Raw genomic sequence first — 19,479 nt, 5'->3', positions numbered from 1 at the left:
GCAGGAACCGTGACATGAAATTCTCCGAGAACTGGCTGCGCGAACTGGTCGAGATCCAGGCTGACCGCGCGGCATTGGCCCATGCGCTGACCATGGCGGGCCTGGAAGTAGAAGAACTCACCCCGCTAGGCGAAGGCCTGGACGGTGTGGTGGTAGCCGAGATCGTCGGCGCCGAGAAGCATCCGGAAGCCGATCGCCTGCAGGTGTGCAAGGTGAGCGTGGGGCAGGGCGAGCCATTGCAGATCGTCTGCGGTGCGCCGAATGCGCGCGTGGGCATCAAGGTGCCGCTGGCGACTGTTGGAGCAACCCTGCCGGGTGGCATCAACATCAAGGCCGCCAAGCTGCGTGGCGTCGAGTCGTTCGGCATGCTGTGCTCGGCCAAGGAGCTGGGCATCGACAACGACGCATCGGGCCTGCTGGAACTACCGGCCGATGCGCGGGTGGGCCAACCACTAGCCGCTTACCTCGGCCTGCCCGATGCCAGCTTCGAGCTGAAGCTCACGCCGAATCGCCCGGACTGCCTGGGCCTCTACGGCTTGGCGCATGACGTGGCTGCCTTGTTTGGCAGCCGCGTGAAGACTGGCGAGCAGGCGGCAGCCATGGTGAGCAGCGACGCACGCCGCGGCATCCGTCTCGAAGCCGGCGCCGATGCGCCGCGTTACCTCGGCCGCATCATCGAAGGTATCGACGCAAAGGCGCGCACGCCGCTGTGGTTGGCCGAGCGCCTGCGCCGCGCCGGCCTGCGCCCGATCAGCGCGGTAGTCGATGTCACCAATTACGTGATGCTGGAACTGGGCCAGCCGCTGCATGCGTTCGACAACGACAAGCTGCAGGGCGACGTCATCGTGCGCCACGCGGGCAAGGGCGAAACGCTGAAGCTGCTCGATGGTTCGGAAGCGAAGCTCGACGACACGTTCGTACTGATCGCCGATGAAAAGCACGGCCTTGCCGTCGCCGGCGTGATGGGCGGCTTCGATTCGCGCGTCACCGACGACACCCGCAACGTGTTCCTGGAATCGGCGCACTTCGCACCCGCCGCCATCATGGGGCGTGCGCGCAAGCTGGGCATGCATACTGATGCTTCGCATCGCTTCGAGCGCGGTGTCGATCCGGAGCTGCCGCGGCGGGCGTTGGAACGCGCGACGGAATTACTGCTGGCGATCGCCGGTGGCAAGGCCGGTCCCGTGCTGGTGGCCGAGAACCTCGCTGACCTGCCGAAGCCGGCGACGGTCGTGCTGCGCCGTGCGCGGCTGAAGCGCGTACTGGGCATTGAAGTGGCGGATACCGAAGTGGCGCGCATCTTCACCGCGCTGGGTATGCAGGTGGTGGCACAAGCCGATGGCTGGCAGGTCACCGCGCCGAGCAGCCGTTTCGATATCGAGCGCGAGGAAGACCTGGTCGAAGAGGTCGCGCGTATCCACGGTTACGACAACATCCCGACGCATACGCCGGCGGGCGCACTGACCCTGGCCGCCGAGCCGGAGGCACGCCTCAACGAACTGGCTGTGCGCGAGCAACTGGCGGCACGTGGCTATTACGAAGCGGTCAACCTGGCCTTCGTGGGCAACGATCTGCTGCAGCGCTGGGGAATGACTGGGCATCTGGTGCCGCTGGCCAATCCGCTGTCGGCCGACCTGGCGGTGATGCGTCCGTCGTTGCTGCCCGGCCTCATCGAAGCGCTGTCGCACAATCGTGCTCGCCAGCAGGAGCGCGTACGCCTGTTCGAACTCGGCCGCAGCTTCCGCATCAGTACGGAGGCGGCCGCCCGCAAGGACGCGCCAACCGAAACGCCGAGCCTGGCCATCGTGGCGTGTGGTACGGCAAAGGCTGAGCAGTGGGGCGAAGCCGCCCGCACGCTCGACTTCCATGACCTCAAGGGCGACCTGGACGCCTTGATTGCCTGGGGCGGCGAGCCCCAGCGTTGGGCGGTCCATGCCGATGGCTTGCCGGCCTGGTTGCACCCGGGCCGTGGCGCTCGCGTCACCCGCGACGGTGTCACTGCCGGCTACCTGGGTGCCCTGCACCCGCAGCTGGCCAAGGCACTGGACCTCGGTGCCGACGTACATGTGCTCGAACTGGAGCTGGAGCCCGTGCTGGCCCGTCGCCTGCCCAAGGCGCAGTCGGTGCCCCGCTTCCCCTCCGTCCGCCGCGATATCGCCGTGGACGTGCCGGAAGAGGTCACCTGGTCACAGATTGAGCAGGTGGTCCGCAGCACCCTTGGCGGCCAGCTGAAAGAGCTTCGCCTGTTCGACCGGTACAGCGGCAAGGGGGTCGAAGTGGGCCGAAAGAGTCTCGCTATGGGCTTGATTTTACAGGACGCTTCACGCACGCTTACTGACGACGACGCCGACCGTAACATTCGTGAAGCAGTCGTAGCGTTGGAGCAGGCATGCAAGGCAAAGTTGCGAGGATAAGATGGCGCTGACCAAAGCGGAGATGGCTGAGCGCCTATTTCTCGAGGTGGGCCTCAACAAGCGTGAGGCAAAGGAATTCGTGGACGCCTACTTTGAGGTCGTCCGCGAAGCGTTGGAAAAGGGTGAGCAGGTGAAGCTGTCGGGCTTCGGCAATTTCGACCTGCGTCAGAAAAACCAGCGGCCGGGCCGCAACCCGAAGACAGGCGAGGAGATTCCCATTTCCGCCCGTCGCGTGGTGACGTTCCGTCCGGGTCAGAAACTCAAGGTGCGAGTCGAGGGCTATGCTGGACCAAGGGAATAACACCGAACTCCCCGCCATTCCGGCGAAGCGCTACTTCACCATTGGTGAGGTCAGTGAACTGTGTGGCGTCAAGCCGCACGTGCTGCGCTATTGGGAGCAGGAGTTCCCGGCCCTCAACCCCGTCAAGCGTCGCGGCAACCGCCGCTACTACCAGCGTCACGATGTGCTGATGATCCGGCAGATCCGTGGCCTGCTGTACGACGAAGGCTTCACCATCACCGGCGCACGCGCCCGGCTGGAAGGCCCGCAGGCGCGCATGGAGTCGAGCATCTCTCACCAGATCGTGCGCCAGGTGCGCATGGAGCTGGAAGAAGTGCTGACCTTGCTGCGTCGCTGAGCACGCTCAAAAGGCTTCCGGTGCTACCGGCTCGCTGGTAGACTTGTCGACTTGCCGTATCGTCGGGGCGTAGCGCAGCCTGGTAGCGCATCTGCCTGGGGGGCAGAGGGTCGTGGGTTCGAATCCCGCCGTCCCGACCAATTCGGCAACTAGCATCAAGGGGTTAGGAATCACTAACCCCGCACTTCTTCGAAGTGCTGCACCGAACTGCTGCGTCAGGGTGCTAGACCACCTGATCGACGCCCACAGGATCTCCATCCAGGAGATCGATCTGTGCCTAACGAACCCATGTTTTTCTACGCGGTCGCGTCTTCTACACCGTATCGTTAACTGCGGGCCAAAACGGCCGTCGCGGCAGCCTGTGCGTACCGGCTCTGGAAATTGACATCAGTCAAAAAGTAACCATTCGCGTTTGAGATGCTGGTCCCATCTTAGGGAGGCCTCATGTCCGCGCATCCAGTCATAGCTTCGAGTCGAAGCCGAACGCCCTCGCGGACAAGACGCTTGGGAGCTGGACTCATTACCGGTGCCGCAGACGATGATCCCAGCGGGATTGCGACCTACTCCCAGGCCGGGGCTCTGTGGGGCTACACGACGCTTTGGACAGTCGTTTTGACGCTCCCCTTCATGATCGGCATCCAAATGATTTGTGCCCGGGTTGGGCGCGTCACCGGGCGGGGCCTGGCGGCCAATATGCGAGGGCATCTGCCACCCACCTTCGTCTTCGGGCTGGTTGTGCTATTGCTGATCGCCAATGTGATCAACCTTGCTGCAGACATTGGTGCCATGGGCGCCGCCGTCAGCCTCTTGGTGGGCGGCCAGGCATGGGTATACGCGTCGGTCTTGGTGGCACTTTCATTGGGACTCGAGGTGTTCCTGCCATTCGGTAGGTACGCGCCGATCCTGAAGTGGCTCACGGTCAGCCTGTTGGCGTACGTCGCCACGGCTGCCATTGTTGACGTGCCGTGGAAGATGGCATTGACCGAACCTTGGCCGGCGTGGCCGTGGAGCGCCAGCTATTTCGTGGTCGTCGTGGGTATCTTCGGCACAACCATCAGCCCCTACCTGTTTTTCTGGCAGGCCTCAGAAGAAGTAGAGGAAGAGGAGCAGTCTCTTACTGAGAGCCCGCTGATAGATGCGCCGGAACAAGCTGCCGCTTCCTTCGAGCGCATCCGCTTTGACACGGTGTTCGGAATGACCTATTCGAACTTCGTCGCGTTCTTCATCATAGTGACTGCTTCTGCCGTGCTGCACTCACACGGCATCACTGACATCCGCGCGCCGGCCGATGCGGCACGTGCGCTGGAACCCTTGGCTGGCAGAGCCGCATCGCTGATATTTGCGTTGGGCATTGTTGGAACAGGACTGCTCGCCATTCCCGTCTTGGCTGGATCAGCTGCCTATGCCGTCAGCGAGGCCGTGAACGTCCGGTCCAGCCTGTCTGAGAAGCCTGGAGGCGCCAAGGTCTTCTATCGGATCATCGTCGGGGCCATGGTGTTGGGTGTTGTGGTGAGCTGCTTACCCTTGGACCCGCTCCGGCTCCTGTTCTGGGCAGCCGTCATTAACGGGGTCATCGCCGTCCCCCTGATGATCGCGATTATGTGGACCGCCAGCCACCCGGGCGTCATGGGCTCCTTCACGGTCAAGGGATGGTTGCGTTGGCTTGGATGGGGAGCGACTGCCGTCATGGGCCTCGCCGTGCTGGGCATGTGCGTGGCCTGAGGAAAGCCTATGGACGTCATGCGATTGATGAAGCCGGGGCACCCGCTAGTGCTGATGCAGGAACCCACGCCTGTGCCGGGTCCGGGTCAAGTGCGTATCAAGGTTCTGGCCTGTGGTGTCTGTCGGACTGACTTGCATGTCTACGATGGAGAGCTTCCCCAGGCGCAGTATCCGGTCGTGCCAGGCCATGAAATTGTGGGTGTCGTGGATGACGTGGGTGATGGCGTGCTATCGCCCATGGTCGGCGACCAAGTGGGTGTGCCCTGGCTGGGTCGAGCCTGTGGCTACTGCTTCTACTGCACCAGCGGCAGCGAGAACCTTTGTGACTCGCCCATCTTCACCGGCTGCACCCGTGATGGTGGCTACGCGACCCAAGTGATCGCGGATGCTCGCTATTGCTTACCCTTGCCAGTAAGCGATTACCCAGACCCGGCTGAAGCGGCTCCGCTCCTGTGCGCAGGCTTGATTGGTGGGCGGACACTGAAGCTCGCCGGTGAATGTACCCGAGTGGGCATGTATGGCTTCGGGGCAGCAGCTCACCTCCTTATCCAGGTAGCGACATCGCAGGGCAAGGAAGTCTATGCGTTCACGCGAGAGGGAGATGTCGCGGCACAGCAGTTTGCGCAGTCGTTGGGTGCGACCTGGGCGGGATCTTCAGCCCTGCCACCGCCGTGCCTTCTCGACGCCGCTTTGATCTTCGCCCCCGCTGGTGAGCTGATCCCCATGGCGTTGCGCGCCGTTCGTAAGGGAGGCTCGGTGGTGTGCGGCGGCATCCACATGTCGGATATTCCGAGTTTCCCCTATGACTTGCTCTGGGGAGAGCGCCGTCTTCTGTCGGTTGCCAATCTGACCCGGGAAGATGGCCGGGTATTCCTCGCCGCTGCGGCCGAGGCCAAGGTCAAAGTGCACGTCGAGCGGTATCGCCTTGAGCAAGCCAACGAGGCACTGGACGACCTGCGCCTTGGCATTCTGCAAGGCGCAGCCGTTCTCATCCCCTGATTCAGTTAGTGACAGACCAATACAGGCACGTCTGTGCTGAGCAAAAGTTTGTTCGTTTCACTGCCGAGTAGAAGGCGGTCGAGTCCGGAGCGACCGTGCGATCCCATGACAATGACATCGCATTTTTGGTCCCTGGCGACGCGAAGGATGGCTTCATGCGGCCTGTGTGCATATTCACGCGTCCCTTCCCACGGCACACCTGCGGCCTGTGCTCGCTGCCTGGTTTCCTCCAGGTAGTAATCCCCCCGCTCGCTGACCTCCTTTTCATAAACATCCTCGGGAAAGATCATCATCTCGGTGAAGTAGGGCACTGATCCAAATGGCTCCATCGCGTGGAAGGCAAAGACGCTGGCTCCCAGGCTGCGGGCAAGCTCGATGCCAAGTTCCACCGCACGATTGGACAGCTCTGACCCGTCGGTCGGAAGAAGAATGCGTTTAAACATGGGACTCTCCCGGATCGGTTTAAGTGAGGCGCGCTTGGCGCCGTAACCACGGGCGCACTCTGCGCCAGCTCTCCAGAGGCCTTTTTGACGCCAATCAATTGCTGCCACGAATGGCAAGGCTGTCTTCAAACCGTCATTTCGGGTCGCTGGCCGTCGCCCGTGAGGCGGCCGTGCTAGCATCGGATTGCGCCTTTCACCCTCGAGGGACGGGCCACATGCCGCCTGTCGCCGACGTGCTCGATATCACCCAGTTGCGCCGAAGCTGCGCCAGTTGCGGCCTACGGGAGCTATGCCTGCCTGCGGGGATCAACGGAGACGATCTCGCCCGTCTTGATGCCACCGTCAGGGATAAACGAACGCTGGAACGCGGCAAGGCGCTTTACCGTGTTGGCGATGCCTTCCACTCCCTGTTTGTCGTGCGGTCTGGCGCGCTGAAGACTTTTGTCCTTAACGAAGAGGCCTGCCAGCAGGTTATTGGATTCCACCTGCCTGGGGAGATCGTCGGCGTTGATGCGCTCGCTTCAGGGCGTCATGCCAGCCAAGCCGAGGCGCTGGAACGCACCAGCATCTGCGAGCTGCCTTTCTCGGAGCTTGAGCGAGTCACCAGTCAGATTCCGACGTTGCATCGGCAACTTCTCCGCGTCATCAGTCGCGAGGTTGTTCAGGAGCACCAGCATCTGGTGACCATGGGGCAACAGCAGGCACAGGTCCGGCTTGCCATCTTCCTCAAGAGTCTGGCGGATCGATACGAGACCCTGCATCGGGACGGCAGTCATCTCATGCTGCCCATGTCCCGGCAGGACATCGCCAGCTATCTGGGACTGGTTGTAGAGACAGTAAGCCGGCTGTTCACCCGGTTCGAGACCATGGGGATCTTGGCAGTGCAGAGAAAGTCGGTGACGGTGCTTCGTCCTGATCTTCTCGCACAGCTTTGCCGTCCCGTTGATGGTGATGTAGCAACGGGAAAAGCGTCGCAGCCTGCGAGTAATTGACGCCAGTCAATTAGGCCTGAGCGCTCGCGGCGTACAAGAACATGGCGCGGGAAGCCGAAGACGCCAGGGCCGTTACGGTCAACAGGACATGGCCAGACGGTTTGCCATATCGGGGTGAATACCATGTCTGCATCTACCCATCCTTTCGCGGAGATCGCGAAGCCGTTCCTGCCTTTTCTTGACGCGTTGGAAGGCGATCACTGGATCGAACCATTGCGAGACGGCACTCCCGTGCTGATCCGCCCACTCGCTGCAGAGGACAGGGAGCGGGAAGTCGCCTTCATCAACGGTCTCTCACACACGGCCCGACGGATGCGGTTCCTTGGGGACTTCCAGCAGGTCGGCGCGGCAACGGTCGACCGCTTGATGGACGTCGATTGCCAGAACCATATGGCCTTCGTGGCGCTGGTCCATGAGGATGGCAAGCTCCGAGAGATCGGCGTGAGCCGATACAGTGCAACAGGCGACGGGAAACATTGTGAGTGTGCTGTCACTGTCGCGGACGAGTGGCAGGGAAAAGGCTTGGGCGTCCTGTTGATGCGCCACCTGATGGATGTGGCGCGCAGGAAAGGGTTCCGTCACATGTTCTCGGTGGACGGCGCCAACAACCAGGCCATGCGCGATCTTGCCTCCTATCTCGGGTTCGTGCGGCGCCCCGATCCGCACGACAGCACCCTAGTCATTCATTCCATCGATCTGGTGTGAGCGGGAGGTATCTCACATGAAAATGCCTCTGAGTTACGACGAGCGCTTCGAACCAAACCCTGTTGTCGCCACCCATAAAGGCTATGCAGATGTTTTGGCGTTGGTGACATCGTCGGGTCCGTGGAGCCCGGCGGCGTTTGCCGGCGTCGATATTGCGGCGATGTTCAACGCTCATGTGACGGGCTGCTATATCGATCCCTCACTTCGGTCCCTCGCAGGCATCGATGACGAGCCCACCGTAATGGCCCTGTTGATGGATGCAGGGCGGGTTGAGCGCGATGACTATGATTCATTTGCCGCGTTCGCCCGATCCCGCGGCGTCCGGCATGTGTCTTGGGAAAACACGCAGGTGGCGCCAGCAAAGACGATGCGCGCGCTGGGGGCCTGGCATGACCTGATCGTGCTGGAGCGAGACCTCGCAGAAGCTTCCCGAATGATCGACGTGCTTGGCGAAGCCTTGCTGACTTGCCGTGCTCCGTGTCTGGTGCTGCCGCCCCGTTGGGACAAACCCATCGAGTTCAAGCGGATGGTGATCGGCTGGAACGGCAGCATCGAATCCATCCGAGCCATTCATGCCGCTCTTCCGCTCGCCGCTTTAGCTGAGCAGGTAGTGATTCTGAAAGATGGGGCGTTGGCGCTGGAGAACGAAGGACGGCAGCTGCCGTTCGATCCAGTAGCCTATCTGCGGTCGCATGGCGTTCGCGTCGGCGAGAAGCCGCTCTACGCTAGTCCCATCAACTCAGGCCGGGCGCTCTTGCGCGCAGCCATGAGGCAGTCGGCTGACTGTTTAGTCATGGGCGCATATGGTCATGCTCGGGTGCGAGAGCGCATCTTGGGCGGCGCGACTCGACACATCCTGCAGAACGCCGAAATACCGATCCTGTTGCAGCACTGAGGATGGTCTGGGGGGCTCGATGGCGCTCCCGGCCACTGGCCGTCATGAGTTGAGCTACTCAAGGTGGGGCGTGTCCTAGATTTTGTGTAAACGGGTCCATGGCAGGAAACCGCGGCCAGACCCGGAGGCACCATGACTCCACGCAAGCATGCTCGCGTGCCGAAACAGTAACGGTGCCGGCTTGGTTGATTCCTGATCATCGAAGGTCAGCACGTGGCGAACCGTGTGCCCCTTTTTGACTCGCTTGGCGACCGGCAAGAGCGGAACGCGATAGCGCACGATCTCGCCCCCGAGGCAGCTTCGAACGTATCGCGGGGCACCTTTCGCTGCGACGACTTGGAACGCTCACTTCGACTGGAAAGTGTGTTTCCCACACATCATGCGGAGCCAGCACCAAGACCCAGCCAGCGGCGTAGCGAAGAGCGACGAGGAAGCACGAGGCGCTCGAGCAGAAGGATTAGCAGCAGCGATGCCCCGAACAGTGGCAGCAACACCGTTAGTACGAGTAGGGCACAACCAAGAGCCAAGAGCGCGGAGGTGCGTGGGCTTGCACCGGGTCTGGGAGCGCCCAGCAGATGTGCTGGGCGGCGCCGCCACCACATCACGGCTGAGCTAATTGCCACCAGCAACACGCCAATCGCATTCAACAGAAGAATGGCCTGATTCGGTCGACCGAACAAATGGCCTTCGTGGGCGGAAATGGCCACATTGATTGTCCTGTTCACCGCATCGTCGTCCCCGAACACCTTGCGGCCCGACACCGCGCCATTCGGATCGATGGCGTACGAAACACGCTGCGTCCGGTCCTGATTGCGGGATGAGACGATCCAGTCACGTTCGCCGGGAGATGGCGGAAGGATCCAGAGCGGGCGCGGTACACCAAGTCCTGCGGCCACCGGCACCACCGTGCTGAGCGCATCAAGGTCAAGCGGCGGCTGCATCGCATCCTTTCCGGTTGCTGGCGGCCGCATCGCTGCCATTTCTGCGGCACTGATAGCTGACTTCGCATTGGGCGACGCCATGTGCGACATGTGCATGTCATGCGCCATGGTCGGGATAGGCTCCTCTTTGCCACCCAGCGACCAGTCGGGCTTGCCCGCCGTCGCCGTCCAGTGATTACGGACCCATGTGAAATAGCTACCCCAACTCGCCGCCCAAGGCAGCCCACTCAGCAACAAAAACAACGTTACCGCGCAGATCCACACGCCGGTGACAGAGTGCAGGTCACGCCAGAATAAACGCCCATGCCCACGCAGTCGCGGATACAGCAGGCCGCCAAGGCGCTTGGTCCCTCGGGGAAACCACAGGCACACCCCGGTGAGGATCATGATCACGCCCCACGACCCAACCATCTCCACGATCATCGATCCTGGCGTCCCCAGGAGGAGATTGCCGTGCAGGTGGCTCATCAACTCCATGATGCGGTGGTCGTCACGGCCGACGTGCATGGCCTGCAAGCTGCCAGGGTGCACATAAACGCGATACAAGTATCCCTCGCGAGCGACAACGACCTGCGCGGCACCTGTCGCGGTTGCGGGTGGTTCGTAGTGGCTGAACACCGAGCCCGGCACAGCGGCCACTGCGGCTCGCGCTTCGCTGGCCGGAGTGGCTCGCGGTCCTTCCAAATGAAGCGACTCGTAGGGCCGGTCTAGCCACGCCTCGATGTCGGGACGGAACAAATACAGGGATCCTGTAATCGCAAGCCAGCAGAAAAACGGCAGGCAGAACAGGCCGGCATAGAAATGCCAGCGCCACAGTGCGGCGTAGTCCGGCCAACGCCGACGGGCGGGTATCTTGAGGGAGTCGTTCACAATCGGTTCCTCGGATGCCCCTCAAAGAAAGGGCCATCGTTGAGTGAAGCAGTCAGCGACCCGCAGCATCCGAGCCGCTGACATTCAGTGTATGCGGCTTGTCAGAAGTCCCTTCTGACAGACACTGAGACGCTGCGCGGTTCACCTGGATACAAACCCGCCGACAGCGACTGGAAGATGGGCGTGCTAACGACGTAATGCTTATCGAATAGGTTCTTTAGGTTCAGCTGCAGCAGCCACTTGTCGATGGCGTAGCTGACGCCAGCGTCCGCCACCAGATAGGAACGCAGCGACGGTGTTGGTGTGGCCGATGAGCTGTCATAGGTCTTGACCGAGCCTACGTAACGCATGCCGCCGGACACAGAAACGCCACTAGCAAAGTCGTAGCTGGTGAATAGATTGGCCGTCGTGCGAGGCAACCATGGCTGCCGCTCGCCGTTATTGGCGGGATTCTCCGGGTCTTTCGTTACCACGGAGTCGAGGACGGCCACGCCCCCCTTGACCTGCCAGTGGTCGGCAAGCCGGCCTGTCGCTTCCAGCTCGGCTCCGCGGTGCCGAACGTCCGACGCGCGATAGAGCGCCTCGCCGTTGACCATGGAGTCGTAGATCGCCACGTTGTTCTCGCGGATTTCAAACAACGCAGCGGTGAGCAGCAGGCGCTCGCTGGACAGGTACTTGGCACCCACTTCATATTGCTTGCCGCTGACTGGCGGAAGCACGTCGTATTGCACATCGAGACGAAGGTTGGGTTGATACGACTCGCTGTAAGACGCATAGAGATTCAGGTTATCGCTCGCCTGAAAAATCGCTGCGCCGCGATAGTTCACCTGACTGCCCGGGTCGAGGTTTTTCCAGGCGCCGTGATCGACTTGAAGATCAATGGATGGTTTGGAAAACGCTACGCCACCGACCAGGGTCAGTGGCGCGGCCACCTTAATGACCGCCTGTGAGGATACCGTCAGGTAGTCCATCTTCTGATCCTGCTGGTAGCTTCCGCTGCCAACTATCATGTTGTTGAACACATCGTTGACCGCGGCCTCGCCTTGGCTGATATCAGCCGGGCCGCCGGTCAGGAAGCTCTCATCGATGTAGTAGCGGTATTGCTGATAGCGCACATTGGCTGATACCGAGCTGTCACTGAGACCAAGGTCGTCCAACTTACGCATGGCAGAGGCCGCGACCGTGAAGTCATTGACGTGCCAGTTGTTGAACTGCTCGCCGCCGATGGGAAACGTTCCGTCATAAGCAATGAAGTCGTAAGGATAGGCATTACTGCCACCGTGCGTGGTGTATTGGTAAATGCCCTTGAGATCGAAGGACCACAGGTCGGAGGGTGTCCATGTCACGCCGGAGTCGATGCGGGACGCGTGCGCCACGGCGCTCAAGTCTGAGCCTCCCAGAAAGAACGAACGCGATACCGGCACCAGCGAGCCATCGGGATAGGTAGGAATGCCGTTGTAGGGAGTGTCTTCCGTGCGCTGGTAACTCGCCCTGACGTAGCCTTTCACGTGCTCATCAAAATCGATATCAAGGCCGCCGTAGAGCACCGACTTTTCCAGGCCGACGTGATGAACGAAGCTTCCTCCATCCTCTTGCGCGGCGACGGCGATCCCTCGGACCGAACCTGACTCGTTGAGCGATCCTGCGACCTGGCCCTCAAGCCGCCACCGTCCCCATGAACCGCCGAGGACCTGCACGTAATTTGGCGTGTCAGGAGAGGCGCTCTTGGACACCAGGTTGATGATGCCGCCGGGGCTCTGCGCGCCATAGACGACGGACGCCGGCCCCTTTACGACTTCGTATCGCTCCAGTGTGGCTGGATCGGGTTCGGTGATTTGATCACCGACGGTTAGGCCATCGATGGCGTACCCGGCGGAGAAGCCTCTCAGCCATACTTGATTGCCATAGCTCGGGCTGTAACTGGCCCATAGTGCGCCATTGGTGTATTGGGCGATCTCCCCCATGTTCTTGAGATCCGCAGCCTTGATGAAGTCGTTGTTCACCAGGCTGATTGATTGCGGCACCTTTTCGATGGGAAGGGGGAGATTGGTAATGCCGCTGGTGTCTTCGTCCAGGAATTTTCGACCCGTCACAGTGATGGTGTTCAACTGCGTGACGGAGTTGCCGGGCACTGCAGAGGTTGTCCCGCTTGTTTGCGCGGACGGGTCCGCATCACCAGTGGCGGTTGTGTTGCTGTTGGCCTGAGCGAACGCGCCCATGATGGGCGTGCACGTAAGAAAGGCTGCGATAGAAAGGGTATGCCGATTCATGAAAATTCTTGTCTGCCGGGCAGGAAAGTTTATGGCCTGACGTCACCCGTCGCGGGCGCGCCGATCAGGACCAAGGCATACACGCGAGTCAGCGCATGTCGCACTGCAGGCAGTGCGATCGGAGCAAGGAGCATTAATTTGAAGCTCTTGTTCCGAGTCCGGACGAACCGGACCGCGCCACCTATGCGTGGCGAGCCATCTGGAAATTAGGCAAGAGCAAGAAGGGCAGGGGGGCCACGCGACCTGAAGGCCAGTGAAGCGGGTTGCTCGCTGAGCGTGGCGTCTGTTGCCGGAAGAGTAGGTGCCGGTAACGGAGGAAGGGTCGCCAGTGTCGCTGCAACCACCACCACAAGTGGCGAGTGAGCGAGTAGGGAGCAGTAACCGCAGGCATCACCCGCCGACTCCCCGTCCGGATGCTGTCCGGCGTGGTCCAGGTGCAGGGACGACGTTTGTGGCATCGTCATGCCATCAGGCATGACCATCGCCCCCCCATCCATGACCACGGCGGGGCAGTCTCCAGTCATCCCGTCGAGCATCAGCCAGCGGGACACCATGGGCGCACACATGGACAGCAGCAACGCGAAGTGCGCTGCCAGTGCAATCCATCGACGCTGCGCCCTAGAGAAGACCATCACAAAGAATTCGCTGCTGAAGCAGCAAGTTTGCGTGGCCTTGACCATGGGTGCAAGCGACAAGAGGGCGGAACGGTTCGCCGGGCGGCTGCAGTGCCCGAATCAGCCAAATGGCAGTCTGGTTCGAGTAAACGCGAGCTCGAATCCTGCCGTCCCGACCAATTCGGCAACAGTTAGCAGAACGGCGCCCTTGGGCGCCGTTTTTGTTTGCGGATATCTTGAACCTTGTCAGCTTTCGCTCGGGGGCACGGCGCGCAGGCGGTCAAAGTAGCTGGCCAGGGTCGCCGCAACGATGCCCATGACCGCCAGCGGATCCAGCGCTGGATCATCGAACAGCATTTCCAGGGCTGCATAGGCCATGCCGTCGGCGACACGACTGATCAGCTCCAATTGAGCGACGTCGATCCGCGGAAACACGCGGGCCAGCCGCAGGGCGACCTGGGACGTGACTTCCCGCGCCGAGGCGAGCCGTACATCCTGCAGCGCGGGTACTGCCCGCAACGCCCGCAGAATCCACATCCCGCCTTGCGTCTGCTGGGTAACGCGATACGTTTCGAGCAACAGACCGGTGAGCGCCTGTTCGAGCGTCCGGATATCGCCGTGGAACACGGCGGGTGTGAGCCAGTGTGTGATCAGGGCATTCTGTTGTTCCATCAGGCGACGGCCCAGCTCGTGGAGCAGGGCGTATTTGTTCGGGAAATAGCGATAGAGCGCCGGCGGCGAGAGCCCGGCCCGCTCGCACACCATGTTGGTGGAGAGGCGCTCGAAGCCGACCTCGGTGAGGATCTGCGCGGTGACACCCAGCAGGTGCTCATAGGTCTCGGCGGCGCGCGATTGCGCCGGACGCAGCTTGGGCGCCAACTCGAGCGAGATTGCCTTCGTGCGGCGGGTGCGGGGCGGAGTCGAGGACACCAGCGACATCCTGGGATGGGGATTGTCGAAATTATAGTCGTAACTATACGATAGCTATAACTACCATTCTGGGTCGCTTCACATGCCAGTTGCCGTGCAGGCCGCTTCCTCCGTTTCGGTCGACCCGTTGGTGCTGGCCGTCGACCTGGGGACCTCGGGCTGCAAATGCGCGCTGGTGGGGCTGGACGGACAGGTTCACGGCTGGGCCTTCCGCCCCGTGCCGCTGCATCTGGTCGGCGACGCTGGCGTGGAGCAGGACCCGCAGGATTGGTGGCAGGCTTTCCTCGATGCCGCGCGGGAACTGTTGGCGCCCGATGCCGCCGTGCGCCGACGCGTGATCGCGGTCTGCTGCTCCTCCTTCGGCGAATGCACCATTCCGGTGGACAGCGAGGGCCGCGTGTTGTCGCGAGCCATCCTCTGGCTCGACATGCGCGGGGCACAGGCGATTCGTCGCCGTGCGCGCAGCGGTCTGCTCAACATCCAGGGCTATGGTCCGCTCAAGCTTGCGCGCTGGTTGCGCCTGACCGGTGGCGCCCCTTCGCTGTCGGGCAAGGATTCGGCCGGTCACATGGCCTGGTTGCACGATCATCATCCGTCACTGGTCGAACGCACGCACAAATTTCTCAACGCGCTCGACTTCATGAATCTGCGTCTGACCGGACGCTTCTGTTCCACCCACGACTCGGCGCTCACCACCTGGGCCACCGATAATCGCGATCTGGGCCGCGTGCGTTACGACACCGGTCTGCTCAACATTCTTGGGCTGGATCGCGACAAGCTGCCGGACATCGTGCATTCCACCGAGGTGATCGGCACGCTGACGCCGGTCGTGGCCGACGTATTGGGGCTTTCGCACACTACTCGCGTCGTTGCCGGTTCGGTGGACAACTCGGCAGCTGCGGTAGGTGCGGGAACCGTGCGTGACGGTGACATGCACCTGTATCTGGGCACATCCTCATGGCTGGGCGCGCATGTACCGGCCAAGCGTACCGATATCGGTACGTTCGTCGCTTCGGTGCCATGTGCGCTGAAGGGACGTTACCTGGCGATGGCGATGCAGTCGGCCGCCTGCAGCAACCTTGCCTTCCTGCGCGACCGCATCCTGTTCCATCCCGACGAACTGCTCAGCGATGACATGCGTCCGGACGTCTATCAGGTGCTTGATCGCATCGCCGATCGCGTGCCGGCCGGTGCGCGCGGCCTGATCTATACGCCCTGGCTGTTCGGCGAGCGCACGCCCGTGGATGACAAAACCCTACGTGCCGGGCTCTTCAATCTCTCCGCCGACCACACGCGCGAGGACGTGATACGCGCATTCCTCGAAGGCGTGGCATTGAACACGCGATGGATGCTGGAGCCGATGCTGCGTTTCGTACGCGGGCGCCGTGGCGACACGCTGACCGTGGTGGGTGGTGGTGGGCAGTCGGATGTGTGGTGCCAGATACTTGCGGACGCCACCGGCATGGCCGTGCGCCAGCCGCAGGCACCCATCCAGGCGAATGCGTTGGGTGCCGCTTTTGTCGCTGGCGTAGGCTTGGGTGAGCTCGACTTTGCGGACGTACCCGAGCGTTGCAGGCAGCGGCAGCTGTTCGAGCCGCGTCAGGCGATGCGCGGGTTGTACGACGAGCGTTTCGATACTTTCAAGGAGCTGCATCGGCGGCTCGCGCCGATGTATCGCCGCATCAATCGACAGCAGGAGGCGACGGCATGAAGTTTCCAGCCGAACGACAGCGTGTGGTCGACGTCAGTCGCGCACTGGCCGATCGAGGCTACTTCGCCGCCACGGGTGGCAACCTGGCCCTGCGTATCGATGGCGAACATATCGCGGTGACGCCGTCCGCGACCGATTACCAGACGATGGAGGCAGCTGATGTGTGCGTGCTGCGCCTCGCTGATCTCGTCAAGGTCGACGGCGAGCGCAAGCCGTCGGTGGAGTCGGGCATGCACGCGCAGGTTCTGCGTGCGCGTCGTGACTGCCACGCGAGCGTGCATACGCATCAACCGGCAGCCAGCGCTTGCACGCTGCTGGGCCGTCCGTTGCTGGTTGATGATCCGGAACATCGACGCCTGCTGGGGCCCGAGGTGCCACTCGTCGGTTATGCGCCGTCAGGCACGGGCTGGCTGTCGGGCAAGCTGGGGCGCGCGTTGCGGCCCGACGTCAATGCCTACCTGCTGCGCACGCATGGCGCGATCTGCTGCGGTACTTCACTTGATGCCACGTTGCTTGCGCTGGTGGCACTGGAGTCGCTGGCGCTGGATCAGTTGCGCACCCGCATCGCCATACGCCTTGCCGGCGAGCGCGCGCCCGACACAGCACTGCAGCGCCTGCTCGACACCATCGACGCCCATCCTGTCCAGGATGTTATTGCATGAATCTTCCCAGAGCCTCCATTGAGCCGCCCGCCGGTAGTGCCATCTCGCAATGGCCCGATACCGATGCGCTGTATCGCCGTTTCGATGCGTTGGTAAATCAACCGATGCGACCCATCCGGCGCGATGCGATGGATCGCGTCATGGATTACTTCGAGCAGCGCTGCCAGGGTTCCAAGCGCATGGCCGAAGAGGCTCGTCGGGTCATTCCCGGCGGCGTGCAGCACAACCTGGCTTTCAATCTGCCATTCCCGCTCGCGATCGCCGAAGCCAACGGCGCGCACATGACCGATGTGGACGGTAATCGCTACATCGATTTCCTGCAGGCCGGCGGGCCGACCCTGCTTGGGTCCAATGACCCGACTGTACGTAGCAAGATCTTCGAATTGCTGGAGCATTGCGGTCCCACCACCGGTCTGTTGCACGAGTACGAAGTGAAGCTGGCGGAACTCGTCTGCGAACTGATGCCGGGCGTGGAGATGCTGCGCATGGCCGGTTCGGGCACCGAGGCGGTGATGGGTGCGATCCGCCTCGCGCGTGCCTATACCGGACGCCGTCGCGTGATCAAGATCGGCGGCGGCTACCACGGGTGGAGCGACTCGATGGTGTATGGCATGCGCCTGCCCAAGACCGGGCGCATGGAGGCGGTGGGCATTCCGCGCGGCGCCACGGCGAACACACAGGAAAGCCTGCCCAACGATCTCGAGGCGATCCGTCGCCGCTTGCGCTGGAATCGCCTGCGCGGCGGCACGGCCGCCGTGATCGTGGAGCCGTTCGGGCCGGAGAGCGGCACGCGTCCGGTGGCGCACGATTTCAATGCGCAACTGCGCAAGCTGTGCGACGAATTCGGCGCCTTGCTGATCTTCGACGAAGTGGTCACGGGTTTTCGCGCGGGGCTCGGCGGCGCGCAGGCGTATTTCGGCGTGACGCCCGATCTCACCGTGCTCGGCAAGTGCCTCACCGGTGGATACCCGATGGCCGGCGGCATTGGTGGTCGTCGCGACATCATGATGATGCTGGTCGGTGGCATCGGCACCACGGCGAAGCGCGCTTTCGTCGGCGGCACGTTGACGGCGAACCCGTTGTCCTGCGCCGCCGGTTACTACGCATTGAAGGAAATCCAGCGGACCGATGCCGCGGTCAAGGCGGGGCGCGCGGGTGATCGCCTGCGACAAGGACTGGATCAGATCATCGACCGCCTGGGCCTGCCGTTCGTGGCCTACAACATGGGTTCGATCGTGCACCTGCAGACATCGGGCGTGATGCTGCTGGACACCAGCAACCTGCTGAAGCTGGCGCGATTGAAGAACGAGGCCAAGCAGCGCAAGCACATGATGGAAGAAATGGGCGCGGCTTATACCGCGCACGGCATCATCACGTTGGCAGGCAGTCGCATCTACACCAGCCTGGCCGACACCGACGACATCGTCGACGAGGCCCTGAATCGTTTTGAAGACGTGCTGAAACTGGTGTGACGGCCATGGATATCTTCCATCTGCTCGATGATGTGCGTGTTCGCCTTCACGACCGGGATTTGCTGGGAAGCGATGGCAGCGTGTCGCTGCGAGTGGCCGGTGAAGCGTCCATGATCTGGTGCTCCGCTGGCGACGGTGCTCCGCAGAAAATGGCGTTGCACGCCGCGCAAGGCGAGGCCGCGCTGCATGCTGCGGTCTATCTCGGGCGCAATGACGTGGGGGCCGTGGCCGTGGGGGGCGGCGCCTTCATGCGTGTGCTGGACGCGCTCGGCGGTGAACTTCCGCAGGTATTCGACGAGCAGGCGCGGCATCTCGGGCGCACGGCCACGCCGCTACCCGCGTTGAATGGCAGCATCGTGGCCGATGCACGCCGTTGTCTCGCCACCGGTGGCAACCTGTGGATATGCGCACAGCGCGCACTGGTATTGGGTACGACTGCGCAACGGCTCGTACTCAACGCTGAGCTTGCGGAGAAGTGCGCCAAGGCCTATGCGCTGGCTGCGGGCACGGGAGCACGCGTGGATACCTTGCCATGGTGGGTATGTCGCATTGCAAACGGTCGGCTGCGAAAAGATCAGCGGCACGCGGTTGAACATTTCTTGCGCGGTCAATTGCCAGACGAATCGAACGGCTACTGAGGGGAAGCCATGAACGACGCTGCCGTCAACGTACCTGCGGGTTTCAGTCGAACGGAGATTGGCGCAGCACTGCTGCTCGGCTGCGTGGCACTGATGATGCTGGGTTTGCAGCCGGTGCTGTTGGGCGAGCTGGTCAACCGCCACCGCATCTCGCTCGAGGGCGTGGGCGTCGTGGCAATGGGCGAGATCTTTGCGTTGGGGCTTGGGGTGATCCTGGCGGAAAAGGTCCTGCCGTTGGGGCGATTGCGCGAGACGACCGCGTGCGCCAGCGTGCTGCTGGCGGGCGTGAACCTGTTGACGCTCACGGCCGAGGGCGACCTCGCTTGCACCATCGTGCGGCTGCTGGCGGGACTGTTGGCGGCGGCATTGTTCTGGATCACCACCATGGTGATCGTGCGCGCCGCCAAGCCCGATCGGCTCGCCGGCATTTTTCTCACGCTGCAAACCGCCGTGCAGGCGGTGGTGGCCTTCGGGCTGGCGCGCTGGCTGATGCCCGCGCTGGGCTGGCAGGCGGGATTCGTGGCGATGGCGGGGTTGTCGCTGCTGCCACTGACCGTGCTGCA

General features: G+C 62.4%; 17 protein-coding genes, 1 tRNA gene and 1 pseudogene. 14 read left to right on the top strand and 5 right to left on the bottom strand.

The window, feature by feature from the left end; genetic code table 11:
* The first annotated feature begins 14 nt into the window (after positions 1-14).
* From pheT to VFG49_RS06010, 6 genes are all read left to right on the top strand, one after another.
* Positions 15-2,414: a phenylalanine--tRNA ligase subunit beta gene (pheT, locus tag VFG49_RS06035; RefSeq protein ID WP_324858615.1), complete on the top strand. Its 2,400-nt coding sequence runs from the start codon at positions 15-17 to the stop codon at positions 2,412-2,414.
* 1 nt (position 2,415) lies between these two features.
* Complete coding sequence (gene ihfA / locus VFG49_RS06030) at positions 2,416-2,715, top strand: integration host factor subunit alpha (RefSeq protein ID WP_019467382.1); 300 nt, start codon at positions 2,416-2,418, stop codon at positions 2,713-2,715.
* On the top strand, positions 2,696-3,052 hold the full coding sequence (locus VFG49_RS06025; protein ID WP_324858614.1) for a MerR family transcriptional regulator: 357 nt from the start codon (positions 2,696-2,698) through the stop codon (positions 3,050-3,052). The genes ihfA and VFG49_RS06025 overlap by 20 nt, the downstream gene beginning before the upstream one ends.
* 63 nt (positions 3,053-3,115) lie before the next feature.
* Positions 3,116-3,192, top strand: a tRNA-Pro gene (locus VFG49_RS06020).
* A gap of 304 nt (positions 3,193-3,496) precedes the next feature.
* On the top strand, positions 3,497-4,774 hold the full coding sequence (locus VFG49_RS06015; protein ID WP_324858613.1) for a divalent metal cation transporter: 1,278 nt from the start codon (positions 3,497-3,499) through the stop codon (positions 4,772-4,774).
* A gap of 9 nt (positions 4,775-4,783) precedes the next feature.
* Positions 4,784-5,773: a zinc-dependent alcohol dehydrogenase family protein gene (locus VFG49_RS06010; protein ID WP_324858612.1), complete on the top strand. Its 990-nt coding sequence runs from the start codon at positions 4,784-4,786 to the stop codon at positions 5,771-5,773.
* A 5-nt stretch (positions 5,774-5,778) separates the two neighbouring features.
* Here the strand turns inward: VFG49_RS06010 and VFG49_RS06005 are convergent, their stop codons facing one another.
* Positions 5,779-6,216 (bottom strand): universal stress protein, encoded by a 438-nt coding sequence (locus VFG49_RS06005; RefSeq protein WP_324858611.1) that lies wholly within the window; start codon positions 6,214-6,216, stop codon positions 5,779-5,781.
* 215 nt (positions 6,217-6,431) lie between these two features.
* Between VFG49_RS06005 and VFG49_RS06000 the strand changes: the two genes are divergently transcribed.
* The 3 genes from VFG49_RS06000 to VFG49_RS05990 all read left to right on the top strand — a co-directional run bounded on the left by VFG49_RS06000 (position 6,432) and on the right by VFG49_RS05990 (position 8,808).
* Positions 6,432-7,208 (top strand): helix-turn-helix domain-containing protein, encoded by a 777-nt coding sequence (locus tag VFG49_RS06000; RefSeq protein ID WP_324858610.1) that lies wholly within the window; start codon positions 6,432-6,434, stop codon positions 7,206-7,208.
* Between the two features lie 123 nt (positions 7,209-7,331).
* The gene (locus tag VFG49_RS05995) at positions 7,332-7,913 is read left to right on the top strand and encodes a GNAT family N-acetyltransferase (RefSeq protein WP_324858609.1); all 582 of its coding nucleotides are present in this window, start codon (positions 7,332-7,334) and stop codon (positions 7,911-7,913) included.
* 16 nt (positions 7,914-7,929) lie between these two features.
* On the top strand, positions 7,930-8,808 hold the full coding sequence (locus VFG49_RS05990; protein WP_324858608.1) for a universal stress protein: 879 nt from the start codon (positions 7,930-7,932) through the stop codon (positions 8,806-8,808).
* Between the two features lie 377 nt (positions 8,809-9,185).
* On the opposite strand, the gene VFG49_RS05985 is transcribed toward VFG49_RS05990, so the two are convergent.
* The 4 genes from VFG49_RS05985 to VFG49_RS05975 all read right to left on the bottom strand — a co-directional run bounded on the left by VFG49_RS05985 (position 9,186) and on the right by VFG49_RS05975 (position 14,433).
* Complete coding sequence (locus tag VFG49_RS05985) at positions 9,186-10,619, bottom strand: PepSY domain-containing protein (RefSeq protein WP_324858607.1); 1,434 nt, start codon at positions 10,617-10,619, stop codon at positions 9,186-9,188.
* A 101-nt stretch (positions 10,620-10,720) separates the two neighbouring features.
* Positions 10,721-12,889, bottom strand: coding sequence for a TonB-dependent siderophore receptor (locus VFG49_RS05980; protein ID WP_324858606.1), 2,169 nt, complete (start codon positions 12,887-12,889; stop codon positions 10,721-10,723).
* Between the two features lie 206 nt (positions 12,890-13,095).
* Complete coding sequence (locus VFG49_RS19225) at positions 13,096-13,521, bottom strand: DUF2946 family protein (RefSeq protein WP_414649065.1); 426 nt, start codon at positions 13,519-13,521, stop codon at positions 13,096-13,098.
* Between the two features lie 228 nt (positions 13,522-13,749).
* Positions 13,750-14,433: a TetR/AcrR family transcriptional regulator gene (locus VFG49_RS05975; protein ID WP_414649063.1), complete on the bottom strand. Its 684-nt coding sequence runs from the start codon at positions 14,431-14,433 to the stop codon at positions 13,750-13,752.
* Between the two features lie 82 nt (positions 14,434-14,515).
* On the opposite strand from VFG49_RS05975, the gene VFG49_RS05970 reads away from it, so the two are divergent.
* The 5 genes and pseudogenes from VFG49_RS05970 to VFG49_RS05950 form a co-directional block, all read left to right on the top strand.
* Complete coding sequence (locus tag VFG49_RS05970) at positions 14,516-16,144, top strand: FGGY-family carbohydrate kinase (protein WP_324858605.1); 1,629 nt, start codon at positions 14,516-14,518, stop codon at positions 16,142-16,144.
* Positions 16,141-16,806 (top strand): class II aldolase/adducin family protein, encoded by a 666-nt coding sequence (locus VFG49_RS05965; RefSeq protein ID WP_324858604.1) that lies wholly within the window; start codon positions 16,141-16,143, stop codon positions 16,804-16,806. The genes VFG49_RS05970 and VFG49_RS05965 overlap by 4 nt, the downstream gene beginning before the upstream one ends.
* On the top strand, positions 16,803-18,278 hold the full coding sequence (locus VFG49_RS05960) for an aspartate aminotransferase family protein (RefSeq protein WP_324858603.1): 1,476 nt from the start codon (positions 16,803-16,805) through the stop codon (positions 18,276-18,278). The genes VFG49_RS05965 and VFG49_RS05960 overlap by 4 nt, the downstream gene beginning before the upstream one ends.
* Before the next feature lie 5 nt (positions 18,279-18,283).
* The gene (locus VFG49_RS05955; RefSeq protein WP_324858602.1) at positions 18,284-18,916 is read left to right on the top strand and encodes a hypothetical protein; all 633 of its coding nucleotides are present in this window, start codon (positions 18,284-18,286) and stop codon (positions 18,914-18,916) included.
* A gap of 9 nt (positions 18,917-18,925) precedes the next feature.
* Positions 18,926-19,479, top strand: a pseudogene (locus VFG49_RS05950) (MFS transporter); the annotation flags it as partial.

This window comes from Dyella sp. (assembly GCF_035685885.1).
GTDB lineage: Bacteria > Pseudomonadota > Gammaproteobacteria > Xanthomonadales > Rhodanobacteraceae > Dyella.
The sequence above is the reverse complement of the archived record's forward strand: the minus strand, read 5'-3'. Positions and strand labels throughout refer to the sequence as shown.